A 12,040-nucleotide genomic window follows, 5' to 3' on the forward strand; every position below is an offset into this window, starting at 1 on the left:
TATACCCGCGTTATTGTACTCATTGGACCAAAGCCGCGGCAGCGTGGGATGAGCCCGCGGTGCGGTGCGCCGGCCTCACGGGGCGAAACTGGGGCAGCAGCTGGGCGCGAACAAGCCGGTAGTACACCACACTCCCACCGAGGAGCGCGACGTATCCGAGCGTGACTGCCGCCCCGAGTACCGGTGCCGGCAGCCCCGCAGCGAGCGCCCAGCGCTCTATGCCTCTTCCCACGAAAGCCCCCGGATAGCATGAGCGCAACCACAGTAGCATCGCGTAAGCGGAGAGCAGCATACTCCCAGCTACTAGTGCGGGGAGGAGGAAACTGCGCCACCCGGCTTCTTCGCGGTAACGGGGGCGGCTCGTGGTTCCGGGCAGCGGCGGATCCCAGTGGTGGCCGGCCGCGCCCATCGTGATGACCACGAGCAAGCCAACGGCACCGGCGAAAAGATAGCGGCCCTGCACCCCGCCGATAATTCCCAATCCGCGGTACTGGTTATAGGCCTGCACGATGAGCATGCCGAGGACCAGCACAATATTCGCGGTGAAGAGAAGTAGGCGCCAGCGTTTATCCGGGTGGGTGCGAAGGGCACGAGCAAGAAAAATAGCCACGAGAAGAGTAAGGAGAATGAGAAGCGGCGGCGCAAAAGTGACATCCAGCCACCCGAAGTCCGACCAGAAGGAGTCTACAAAGGACGTGGTCACCCGCTCGGCGAAGAAACCGATATTTGTGCCCGGCTCCGTGGCTTGGGCCTGGAAACCATCGGGTTGGATCACCCCGTAGCGCACGATATTACGCAGCCACCAGTAGCCGCCGGCGAGAACACCGATGAGTCCCGCACTCAGGCCCTGGGCGAGGCGCCGCCCCCACGTTCCCACATGCGGATTGGCAAGGAAGGAAAGAAAGACCACCAACCCCATGGGAATGAAAATCCCCTTACTCCACAAGCCGAGTCCTAAGGCAAGCCCAGCCCCCAGTACGGTGCGCCACCGCCCAGCTCCGAACATGGCTGCGCTCACCGCTGCCATGTTGAGGGCACCAGCACCGATGAAGAGCGCGTCATTGGTAACCGAAGCGGAGATAAATGCGAGCATGGGAATCGCGTACACGGTACCGGAGGCCAGGAGTGCACCGCGTCGGCTCAATCCGGCGCGGCGAGCCGCGAAAATAAGGCAGGGCACCAGAGGCGAGGTCAGCACAATGGAGTAGAGCCGCAGGATAAGAATCTGGCGGTCCCAGGGGGCATCCGTCATTCCGGTAGCTCGCAACACCAGTGCCCCGCCGGCGTAATAGAGCGGGGGATGCTGAGTCATCTGATCCAAAATAGGAACTGTCTCCTCGGCCCGTGGGGAACGGCGCTGCTCGTGCGGGAGAATTCTCTGGCTGGCATAGGAATCCGGATCCGTACCGATCCAGGCATCTCGCCCGAGGCGAGTACGGTAATGCAGGGAGTAGCTGGGGGCGTCCTCCACCAGCAGGCCGCTGGCCTGTGACGCCTCAAAAACATCACGGTAAAGCCGACTTGTTCCCGGATCGGGCCACTGCCCCGTCTGCTCGAGTCGAATAATGGAATTGAGGTGATGGGGCTCATCCGGGGTGCGCAGTGGCGGGCTGGCAAGTGCCCAGAGCATCTGCCAGATAAGGAAAAGAACCGTGAGGAGCCCCGCACACGTATAGAAACGGCGTGAGCTCATGGTGGTATCACTGGTTCGCATACGGTCCTTCGGGGAATTCACGGGGCACCCGGCGATCCCCTCCGCACCGGATGGTATAGGTAGGGCCGCGGGAAGCGCGTTGGTTATTCCAGTCTAGCTTCCGCATCACCGGCGCGGAGAAGGTATCGTAGTTCCCGTACATCGAGTAGCCGAGTGAGGGAACATTATGGAGATTCGGGAATTAGCGATTTCGGGCGCATGGGAAATCACCACCAAGCATTTCCCCGATGAACGCGGTATTTTCTTAGAAGCCTACAAATCCTCCGTTTTTGAAGAAACAATCGGTCACCGCTTGGATGTGCGCCAGGTGAACACCTCGGTATCGAAAGCCGGCACCGTCCGCGGCATCCATTTTGCCGATGTGCCGCCCAGCCAGGCGAAATACGTTATGTGCCCGCGCGGTGCAGTTCTCGATTTCGTTATTGATATTCGGGTGGGCTCCCCCACCTACGGCAAGTGGGATTCCGTTCTTCTCGATGATGACACCCGGAAAGCCATTTATATTTCCGAGGGCCTGGGCCACTGCTTCGTAGCACTGGAAGATGATTCCACCGTGGTCTACCTGTGCTCAGCGCAATACGCACCCGGCCGCGAACACGGGGTTAATCCGCTGTGCTCGCAGGTGGGCTTGGTATTCCCGGAAACTGATCGCCAGGGTAAGAAGCTTGAGCTGCTGCTCTCCCCCAAGGATACCGATGCCCCCGGCCTCGATGAGGCCGAACGCAGCGGGCTCCTCCCTCGTTATGAGGATGTCCAGGCTTTCCTCGCCACCCTGCGGAGCTAAATATGAAGCGGGCTGAGCTATCCGCCCTCGCTAACCAGGTCACCGCGGTCGTTATCACCTATAACCCAGACGGGAATTGCACCACCCGTCTCACCGCGCTAGCCTTGCAGGTCGGGCACGTGGTGGTTATTGATAACGGTTCGGAAGAATCGCGCCGGGCAGCGGTAGCGGAAAGCGCTCGCGCGGTGGGTGCCCAGTTCATTCCGCTGAAGCAGAATCTCGGTATTGCGGCGGCCACGAATATCGGGATTGAGCAAGCCCGCGCCCGCGGCGCTCGTTTCGTGCTGCTCATGGATCAGGATTCCCTGGTGGGTTCGGATATGGTGGCCCATCTACTTGAGGTGTTGGCCGGTGATCCACAGATTGGTGCTGCCGGCCCCCTCCCCAGCGAAGAGCGTGAAGGGGAGGATCAGCTGGTCTACGTCGCTCGCGAGTGGGCCCCCAAGCGTGCCACCGCGGCCGAACTGGAACGCCCGGTCCTTGACGTTGCTTTCCTCATTGCCTCCGGGTGCCTTATCCGGATGGAAACGCTCGATGACGTGGGCGGAATGGGCACCGCCCTCTTTATTGACCACGTGGACCTGGAGTGGGGCGTGCGCGCCCGGAGCCAAGGGTGGCGCCTGGTGTGCGTCACGGCCGCCCGGCTCTACCATTCTTTGGGGGACGCCGTCGTTCTTCTTCCCGGACGTACGCAACCGGTGCACGTACACGCGCCGATCCGCAACTACTATCTGGTACGCAATACTGCCCGGGTTATCGGCAGTTCACTATTCCCGGGCAAGTGGCGGATGCGTTACGCCTGGTGGCTGGCCAAATATCTCGCTTTTAACGGACTGCTCCTCGACCGCGGGGCCGAGCGGCGCCAGCTCATGCGCCAGGGCTTACGCGACGCGCGGCGGCGGCGTGGCGGACGCATCGGTGACGCGAAAATATGACATCACACGCGCCTCTTCCAGCTGAACCGCACGTTCCCCCCGCGCGCGGCCTGTGGTCCCCCCGAGTCTTCCTTTTTTCTTTCCTCGCTTTTCTTTGCTACACCACGGGCCTGAGTCTACTCACCCCGCTGCAGGGGTCCCCGGATGAACCCGTGCATGAAATCTACGGATACCAGGTGGTCACGGGTAATATTCCGCTCGAATCGGAACGGGTACTCGCCCCGCGCTACCTGCGCTCGGGTGCCCCCGATTGCTGGCGCACCACTCGCGCCCAAACGGCGTGGTGTTCACCCCCGCTCAGTTCCGATGCCACCCTGCGGGAAATGGGCACAAGCGCGGTTAATTACCCACCGCTCTACTACGCCCTCACCCACCAGCCCCTGCGGTTCCTCAGCGGTGCGGCAGCGTTGTGGGCCGTGCGGATGTGTTCGGCGCTGCTCTTTTCGCTGCTGGCAGCTTTCGGGGTTTCCGCTTTCGCGACCGGTCTGCCCCACCGTCTTGAATCTTTTATTGCCCTTACCGTTCTCACCCCGGCTTTCTTCATTTTCGCGGGTTTTTCCAATCCGCAAAGTCTGGAAATCGGGGCGGCCCTCGCCATGGCCGGGTGTCTCATCCCGCTCATCCGCACTCTCCCCCCACGGGAAACGGCACAACGGTGGATCGCGGGGGGCTGCGCGGCACTGCTGCTCATCCTGGCGCGCCCGGTGGGCCCGTACTGGGCTATTGCCATGTGCCTGCTTCTCGCCGGGGTATTTGGACGCGAACGGGTACGCACCTACCTGCGCACCCGCGCTTTCGGGGTATTCCTGGCTCTGTGCGCCGCCGGATGCGTGGGCTGGCTGGCGTGGACCCGTATCTCAACAATCTACGGCCCCACACCGACCGAAGTCACCAATGACGGCTGGACTGCTCTCACGCTGCGCCTGCTCGGGAACTTCCGCTACTACATGCACGAAACCATCGGAACTGCCGGCTGGCGCTCCGTCACCACTTCGGTTCCGGTCACGGTACTCTACTGGGTGGTTATCTTCGCCGTGGTGGCGGCCGCGTGGCGGTGGGGACAGCTGCGGCACCGGGTATCCATCGCGCTGGCTTTTATTTCCCTCCCGCTTAGCGCCGTCCTCATGAACACCCTGGTGTTGAGCCGTACCACCTTCCCTATCTGGCAGGGCCGCTACGCTTTCCCCTTCCTCTTCCCGCTCTTCTGGGTGTGCGTGGCGGTCAAAGCAACCTCCGGGCGCCGTCGTTCCACAACGAGCAGGGCACTTGCTCGAGCGACATCCGCTCTTTTCTTCCTGGCGACCGTTGATATTACGGTGCGGATGGCCTGGCGTTTTTACGCGGGTATCACCACGGCGCCGCTGTGGCGGATCCTCACCGATACCCCGCCGCACGCCCTCATCGGAGCCCTGCTTGCCATCGCGGTGGCGGGCACGTACCTGGTGTTGACGTGGCGCTACGCAAGGAGATGTGCCGATTCGCCCGTGCCCGTCATATAATTCCATGGGCTTACTTGTTATGAAATGTATGTAAATCAATGACTAATCGAGGTGATCATGGGCGGCGATGCTGCTGAGGCGCGTTCCATCGATTTTTCGCGGGACCGCCGGCGGGTAGTGCACGGGAAAATGTTCCTCCTCGCCTTCGTGGGTTTCTTTATCTATGCGATGGGACTCAGTTTGCTCACCCCGCTCAACGGCGGCCCGGATGAAACCCAGCATGAGATTTACGGTTATGCCGTGGTCACCGGGCAAATCCCTCAGAAGAGTATTCGCGTGGATGCCCCCGCGTTTTTGCGTCGCGGTGCCCCCGATTGCTGGCGCCACGACCCGGCTGCCACCGCTTTCTGTTCCCGTATTTTCACCACGAACGACGAACTCATCTCCCAGGGCACCTCGGCGGTTAACTACCCGCCGCTCTACTACTACCTCACCCATTGGCCCCTTCTGCTGGCCTCCGGGAAATATGTGCTCTGGGGTATCAGGGTGCTCTCCGCCGGGCTTTTCGCCGGGTTGGCCGCGCTCGGCTTTTCTTCTCTGTACGCGGGGTTACGCAGCGCCGCACTTCCCTATCTCACTATCGGCCTACTTGCCCCGGGTTTCTATTCCCTCAGCGGTTTTTCCAATCCGCAATCGATGGAAATTGGGGCGGCCCTGGCCCTCACCGGTTTTCTTCTTCCCCTTCTCAACCGGGTTCCCGCCCGCGAGGAGCTATGGCGCTGGATTGGCGGGGGGCTGGCCGCTATCCCCCTCATTTGCGCGCGCCCGGTGGGTCCCTACTGGGCAATACTGCTCTGTTTACTTTTCGCAATTATTTTTGGGCGCACCGCGGTGCGACGTTACCTGCGCACTCCCGGATTCTGGATTTTCCTCGCGCTATGCGCCCTGGGCTGCCTAGCCTGGTTCGGATGGAATTACCTGGCCTCCACCTACGGGAAGGCTCCCGATCCGGTGGCCAATAAGGGCGCTTTCCGCATGGGCCTGCAAATTCTAGGAACCATGCCCTATTACATCCACGAAACCATCGGCACCGCGGGCTGGCGTAACGTGGAGCCGAGCAGCCCGGTCTCCCTGTGCTACGTGGTTTTCTTCGCCTGCCTACTCATCGCGATCTACCGGGCCGGCGCACGCCACCACCGCCGCGCGGTTATTTTCGGGGTGGCGGTGCTGCCTTTCAGTGCCCTGCTCCTCAATACCGCGGTGGCGGATCGCATCCCGCTGGTAATGTGGCAGGGCCGCTACTGGTTCCCCTTCGTTTTCCCTTTCTTGGTGACCTGCGCCGCGGCTCTCCTCCAACATCACGACCTGCGGAAACGTACGGATTTCGCGCGCGGCTCCCGCCTCATCCCGGTTCTTTCCCTGGCCGGGGCGCTGCTTTTCGCCGTGACGACCATTGATTTCACGGTGCGAATGGCCTGGCGTTTTTATGTGGGCTTGCGAACCCCGGTCTTCGCGGTAGCGTGGACAACGCCGCCCCGCGCGCTCCTGGGTCTCCTTTTGTGCGTGGGACTTTCCTGCGCGGTTGCGTATCTTGTGGTGCGCCGCTACCGCCCGCACCTGAGTGCGCTGCGCCGCACGTGGCGCGAGTATCTGCATCCGCAGACTTTAGCGGCGGGCCTCACGGCGCGTAGCGAAACCGGCGAGGAGTCCGAGGCTCACGTCCGCGAGGGTCGTGAAAACACGCGAAAGTAGTACGACGACGACAACCGGCCCGCTCCCTACTGCGGTAGACAGGACTGCGGCAAGAGCCAGTTCCCGCACCCCCACCCCGGCCGGGACGAAAAACACCAAGAAGCCGACGGTCCAGCCCAGCGCGTAACCGCCGGTGGCGAGGAGGAAAGTCGGCAGCGAAGCGGCCATGCCCTGGTAGATGAGCATGAGCCAGAGCTGGGCACCCATGAGAAGCCATCCGGCCGCCGCCCACACTGCTGCCAAGCCGGTACCGCGCCAGCTGAGCTGTGCCTCCAGTTGCCCGCGCCCCAGAATTTTTAGCCCTAAACTGATGATCTTATTGAGGACGGGTGGGATAAGAGCCACCACCCCCACGGGAATGGCCAGGGCTAGCCAGCCGTAATCCGCCATGAGGCCGGCCGGGCCGAGGAGCAGCGCGAGAACCGCCAGCACCAGGCCGGTAACAATGGAAACCACCATGGAGACGAGCAGCGCCACGAAGGAGCGCCGCCGCGCAATGGAATGCGCCGCGCCCATTTCCGCGGCCGCTACAAAATTCCACACTCCGCCGGGCAGATATTTTGCCACCTGGGAAGTATAAAAAATACGTCGAGCCACCCGGGCGGGGACGGGCTGGCCCACGTCATTGAGAAGGTAGCGCCAGGAGACCATCGTGCAGACCACGTAGAGCAAAGAAAGTGCGATTCCGGCCAGGCTCACCCACCAGGGCAGCACCGCGAGCGCCTCCCCCACCGACTCTCGGTTCGCCACGATAGCCCAGATCGCGGCAATAACCGCGAGGATCATGAAGCCGGCCCGCACGGGGGGTGCTTGCAGGATGCTGAGTATTTTTTTCACCGAGGGCTCTTTTCACCGGTGCGGTCGGAGGCTCCGCTGGGATTGAGTGCGGCACCGGGTGCCGCATCTTGTCTCGTGCCGCACCGACCCGGCACTCGGTCAAGGGCGACGAGGAGGGGACGTACCACGTAAGCGGGGCGGAAAGCTACATCAGCCCGCTCACCGCAACGGTTGCGGGCCGCGGCGATGGCTTCGGGATCCGAGGCGAGGCGCTCCAGCATATCGGCGAGGGCGCTCGCATCCCCGGCCGGAACATAGCGGGCGGCATCCCCAAGGATCTCGCGCTGCGGGGCGGTATCCGAGGTGATGAGGGCCAGACCGGCGGCCATGCCCTGGTATGCCTTATTGGGAACCACGCGTTGGGCCTTATCCGACGTCCCGAAGATGCCCAGGCAGAGGTCATGGCCGGCGATAGCGCGCGGTAGCGCGACGGCGTCGACCCAATCCCGCCACATTACCCGCACGTGGGTTCCCTCGCCCGCGAGAATCGCGCGCACGTCAGCGTAATCTTGACCGGTGCCGATGAGGGTAACCTCAAGATCCACGCCGCGCTCCTCGAGGGTGCGTAGGGCGCGCGCAATCGTGACGGCGCCCTGCAAGGGTGTGAAGAGGCCGTAGAACACCACGCGGGGCGGGGTGTGAACCGGATGCGGGCTGCGGGCCGCGAAGAAACTTTCGGGCGAGCCCACGGGCACGACGACGCCACGAGCACGCAGGGAGTCGGGCATGTGCGCCAGGTGCGCGGGGGTATCCAGGACCGTAATGGTGGAGGCGCGGATGGCGGCGCTATCCAGGGTGCGCAGCAGGCGGTCTTTGATGCCGTTGTTCAGGCCGCGGTCGGTGGCGGTAGTGGAGGCAAAAATGAGGTGGTCGAGCACGATGGGTGTGCGAGGGAAGAGCAGGCGGGCCAGGAGAACATCGAAATGGCCCAGGTATCCCACCACAATAACGTCCGGGGCGTGCGGGCCGCGGAAACGCCGGGCCCCGCGCACCAGCCGCCACCAGTGCCGGGCAATATCCGCCCCGAAAGAAAGCGCCCCGCGGGCACTGGCGAGGGCTGCTACCCGCCCGGCGGTGCCGGTATCGAGGGGAATATTGAGTTCGCGGACCGTGTGGCCGTGTTCGGCCAGCCCGCGCAGTAGCACCCCTACCCGGGGGTGGTTCGCGGTGTTGTACGTGCCGAAGCCGAGGATCCTCACCGGGTGGCTCCCCCGTTCGTGGCGGCAACCGGATTATGTGGGTGATCTGGGTCATCTATTTCGGGAGCGTCGAGGGCACTGGGGGCTTGGTCGGTGCTCGCCGCGGCAGCCAGCGGGCGCGGCGGGCCGAAACGCAGGGCTTTGATGCCTTCTAGTTGCTGTTCGAGGAGGACGCGGTTGGTTTTGAGGAGGTCGGCGATGATGAGGATGGTGATGGAGATAATCGAGGCCACGATCATGGCCGAGCCGAAAATAAGGGATTGGATATGGCCGGCGCCCTGACCCATGAAGTAGAAGATGAGGAAGCGAATGAAGGGGATGGCGCCCAGGATCCCGGTGATTGCCGCTGTCCACCCCAGAGGCACATGGGGTTTGAACATGAGGTAGGAGCGCACAATCGCGGTCCCGGATTTGAACATATGCTGGAAAATATTGGAGAACAGGCGCGATTCGCGGGTTTTCGGGTTGGTGGTGATGGGTACGGAGTCGATACGCAGGCGCTTATTTCCGGCTTGGATAATCGTCTCCATGCAGTAGGAGAATTGGGTGACCACATTGAGGCGATAGAGCGCGCCCTTCGAGTAGGCCCGGAATCCGGAGGCGGCGTCCGGAAGTTTGGTGCCGGCCGCCCGGTTAACCACCCGGGAACCCACATTCTGCATGAGTTTTTTGAAGCGGGAGAAGTGCGCGATTTTTGAGGTTTGGCGGTCGGCAATAACGATATCGGCACGCCCGGCCACGATAGGAGCCACCAGTTCCGGGATGGCTTCCTGGGGGTACTGATTATCGCCGTCGGTATTCACCACAATATCCGCGCCGTTCGCGAGCGCGTACTCCACCCCGTCCCGGAAGGAGCGGGCCAGGCCCTGGTTGCGGGCGTGGCGCACGAAGTGTTTCACCCCGTAGGATTTGGCGACTTCAACGGTGGCATCGGTAGAGCCGTCGTCGATAATAAGGATCTCAATGCTATCGATGCCCGGGATTTCTTTAGGAATAGACTCCAGCACCAGGGGCAAGGTCTTTTCCTCGTTCAAACACGGAACCTGCACAAATAGTTTCATATCCCTCTCCGCCGCACTCGCGATTATCCAGCACCTAGCCTAACAAGCTCCGCGGGCTCTCACGGGAAGATACGCTGGTGCATGGTGGAAGTACGGCAGCACCGCAGCAGCGTTTCCTGCGCCGCAGGCTCCGCGCTTCCCGCGCCGCGGCACGCCGCTACAGTACAATTCAAAGAACAGAAAGCCGATGCTGCCTCTTCAACCAAAGGATTCCGCCGTGACGAATATTTCTTCTTCCTCGGCCAAGGCCGCCCTCCGTTCCGTGCTTCGCCACGTTCCGGGAGCGGAAGCTGCCGGGCGCAAGGTACTTCAGAAGGTGCTCTACCGGGTTCCTTGCTCGGAGCGGCCGCTGGTATCCATCATTATTCCGGTCTACGGGCATTGGAAGGAAACCTTTGCCTGCCTGAAAGCACTGGCGGCAACGGCCGGGAATATTCCTTATGAAATCATCGCGGTGGATGATTGCTCCCCAGATTCCACCGGCAAGAAGCTGGATCGTATTATCGGCTTGCGTGTTGTTCATATGCCACAAAACGGCGGCTTTATTCGGGCCTGTAATACCGGGCTCCAGCATGCTCGCGGTGAGATCGTTGTCTATCTCAATAATGACACCGAAGTGAATCCCGGCTGGCTCCTCCCCATTGTAGAACGCATGGAAGATCCCACCATTGGGCTGGTGGGAGCGCGCTTGGTGTACGCGGATGGCACCTTACAGGAGGCTGGCGGCGTCGTATTTTCTGACGGTAGCGCCTGGAATTACGGGAAAGGAGACAATCCCGAAAATCACTCCTATACCTATTTCCGGGATGTCGATTACTGTTCCGGAGCGTGTTTGGCGGTACGCAAGTCCATTCTTGATGAACTGGGCGGCTTCGATGAGCGATATATCCCCGCCTACTACGAAGATACCGATCTGGCTTTTGAAGTGCGGCGCTTAGGCTACCGCACGGTTTACGAACCGCGTTCCCTCGTTATTCACCACGAAGGTGTATCGAACGGCACGGAAACCTCGTCTGGAACGAAACGCTACCAAGTCATCAATCGGGATAAGTTCCGGCAAAAATGGGCCGCCGAGCTGGCTTCGCAGCCGCTGAGTCCAGAAGAGGACCCCGATTTTGAAATCGAACGCGCCGTTCATACCAAAAATGTTGTTATTGTATGCGACGGTACGGTCATCACCCCTGATCTGGACTCCGGATCGGTGCGAATGGAACAGATTCTGCTGGAACTACTCCGGCTCGGATATCAGCCTGTTTTCATTCCGCAAAACAAAACCCGCCACGAACCTTATGTCGGAAATTTGACCAGATACGGCATCCAGGTTGTTTACAACACGTATAACGAGATGGGCCGCGCGAATATTAGCGGCCAGGCCCTCACCATCTTGCTACGCGGACATGTGCGCGGAGTAATACTCTCCCGGGTCGGAGTGGCTGCGGCAAGCATCTTCCCCATCACCCACGCACTTCCCGGCGTCCCCGTTATTTTTGACACGGTAGACCTACACGGCACCCGCGAATTGCGCGAAGCGAAACTTGCCGGTGATGATGCTCTTATCACCGCTGCGCATCAAACCAAGGAATTGGAGCTCGGAGTCATGCGGGCCAGCACCGCCACTCTGGTTGTTTCCTCCGAAGAAGCGAAGATGCTGCACGCGGACCATCCCGAACTTCCGGTCTTTGTGGTGGGGAATGTGCACGTTCCGGTGCAGCACCCCGCGGGATTGACGGGCCGGCGCAGCATTAGTTTTATTGGTTCTTTCGCCCATCCTCCGAACGCGGATGGCCTGAACTGGTATTTCACCGAGGTACACCCGTTGGTGCGTGAAGAACTCGGTAATGTTGAGGTGAATGTGTATGGAAAGAACCCACCGGAATCGCTGCGCGTTTTCGAGGGGAACGGCGTGAAGCTGTGCGGCTACGCCGCTGATTTAGCTGATGTTTATAATCCGGCTCGGCTCTCCATCGCGCCGCTACGCTACGGTGCCGGAGTGAAGGGCAAGGTTGGGGAATCTCTCTCCTGGGGCGTTCCTATCGTGACCACCGATATCGGAGCTGAAGGCATGGGTTTGGAAGACCGCCACACCGCGCTGATCGCCAATAGCCCGGAGGAATTTGCCCGGGCTATCGTGGACGGTATGCGTGATGATGAGCTGTGGGAGCGTCTCTCTACCGCGGGTGAACACCATATCCAGGAGATTATGGGCGTGCCCCGCCTCCACCAGGACCTCGCAGCTGCCTTTGATTTCGCGGGGATCACGCGCGCCTGATCGTGCCGCTGGTTCAACTGGCACACCGGCCTGCTGCTGGTGCGCAATGA

The 12,040-nt window shown here is 61.4% G+C and carries 9 protein-coding genes; 5 read left to right on the plus strand and 4 right to left on the minus strand.

The genetic code is table 11. The features are described 5' to 3' along the window. Positions 1-19: 19 nt before the first annotated feature. A complete protein-coding gene (locus HMPREF9237_RS07505; protein ID WP_016443142.1) occupies positions 20-1,714 on the minus strand; it encodes a DUF2142 domain-containing protein in 1,695 nt (564 codons plus the stop codon). 166 nt (positions 1,715-1,880) lie between these two features. On the opposite strand from HMPREF9237_RS07505, the gene HMPREF9237_RS07510 reads away from it, so the two are divergent. Genes HMPREF9237_RS07510 through HMPREF9237_RS07525 form a run of 4 tightly spaced genes read left to right on the plus strand, consistent with a single transcriptional unit; the run spans position 1,881 to position 6,624 of the window. Continuing rightward, positions 1,881-2,498, plus strand: coding sequence for a dTDP-4-dehydrorhamnose 3,5-epimerase family protein (locus HMPREF9237_RS07510; protein WP_016443143.1), 618 nt, complete (start codon positions 1,881-1,883; stop codon positions 2,496-2,498). A gap of 2 nt (positions 2,499-2,500) precedes the next feature. Then, on the plus strand, positions 2,501-3,433 hold the full coding sequence (locus HMPREF9237_RS07515; RefSeq protein ID WP_016443144.1) for a glycosyltransferase family 2 protein: 933 nt from the start codon (positions 2,501-2,503) through the stop codon (positions 3,431-3,433). Beyond that, positions 3,430-4,932 (plus strand): DUF2142 domain-containing protein, encoded by a 1,503-nt coding sequence (locus tag HMPREF9237_RS07520; RefSeq protein ID WP_016443145.1) that lies wholly within the window; start codon positions 3,430-3,432, stop codon positions 4,930-4,932. Before HMPREF9237_RS07515 ends, HMPREF9237_RS07520 begins: the two co-directional genes overlap by 4 nt. 57 nt (positions 4,933-4,989) lie before the next feature. Beyond that, on the plus strand, positions 4,990-6,624 hold the full coding sequence (locus HMPREF9237_RS07525; RefSeq protein WP_016443146.1) for a hypothetical protein: 1,635 nt from the start codon (positions 4,990-4,992) through the stop codon (positions 6,622-6,624). Here the strand turns inward: HMPREF9237_RS07525 and HMPREF9237_RS07530 are convergent. The 3 genes from HMPREF9237_RS07530 to HMPREF9237_RS07540 are packed head-to-tail and all read right to left on the minus strand — an operon-like array spanning position 6,538 to position 9,721. After that, complete coding sequence (locus HMPREF9237_RS07530) at positions 6,538-7,461, minus strand: lysylphosphatidylglycerol synthase domain-containing protein (protein WP_016443147.1); 924 nt, start codon at positions 7,459-7,461, stop codon at positions 6,538-6,540. The genes HMPREF9237_RS07525 and HMPREF9237_RS07530 overlap by 87 nt on opposite strands. Further along, a complete protein-coding gene (locus tag HMPREF9237_RS07535; RefSeq protein ID WP_016443148.1) occupies positions 7,458-8,660 on the minus strand; it encodes a glycosyltransferase family 4 protein in 1,203 nt (400 codons plus the stop codon). Before HMPREF9237_RS07535 ends, HMPREF9237_RS07530 begins: the two co-directional genes overlap by 4 nt. Further along, positions 8,657-9,721 carry a glycosyltransferase family 2 protein gene (locus HMPREF9237_RS07540; RefSeq protein WP_016443149.1) on the minus strand — a complete coding sequence of 355 codons (1,065 nt, stop codon included), beginning with the start codon at positions 9,719-9,721 and terminating at the stop codon, positions 8,657-8,659. Before HMPREF9237_RS07540 ends, HMPREF9237_RS07535 begins: the two co-directional genes overlap by 4 nt. 217 nt (positions 9,722-9,938) lie before the next feature. Here HMPREF9237_RS07540 and HMPREF9237_RS07545 point away from each other — a divergent pair, with 217 nt between their 5' ends. Beyond that, the gene (locus tag HMPREF9237_RS07545) at positions 9,939-11,990 is read left to right on the plus strand and encodes a glycosyltransferase (protein WP_016443150.1); all 2,052 of its coding nucleotides are present in this window, start codon (positions 9,939-9,941) and stop codon (positions 11,988-11,990) included. Positions 11,991-12,040: the final 50 nt, after the last annotated feature.

Source organism: Actinotignum schaalii FB123-CNA-2 (assembly GCF_000411135.1).
GTDB lineage: Bacteria > Actinomycetota > Actinomycetes > Actinomycetales > Actinomycetaceae > Actinotignum > Actinotignum schaalii_A.

Excerpts from the sequence above, each read along its gene's own strand:
- HMPREF9237_RS07505 (WP_016443142.1), bottom strand. The coding sequence starts at position 1,714 with ATGCGAACCAGTGATACCACCATGAGCTCACGCCGTTTCTATACGTGT.
- HMPREF9237_RS07520 (WP_016443145.1), top strand. The coding sequence starts at position 3,430 with ATGACATCACACGCGCCTCTTCCAGCTGAACCGCACGTTCCCCCCGCG.
- HMPREF9237_RS07540 (WP_016443149.1), bottom strand. The coding sequence starts at position 9,721 with ATGAAACTATTTGTGCAGGTTCCGTGTTTGAACGAGGAAAAGACCTTG.
- HMPREF9237_RS07525 (WP_016443146.1), top strand. The coding sequence starts at position 4,990 with ATGGGCGGCGATGCTGCTGAGGCGCGTTCCATCGATTTTTCGCGGGAC.
- HMPREF9237_RS07510 (WP_016443143.1), top strand. The coding sequence starts at position 1,881 with ATGGAGATTCGGGAATTAGCGATTTCGGGCGCATGGGAAATCACCACC.
- HMPREF9237_RS07515 (WP_016443144.1), top strand. The coding sequence starts at position 2,501 with ATGAAGCGGGCTGAGCTATCCGCCCTCGCTAACCAGGTCACCGCGGTC.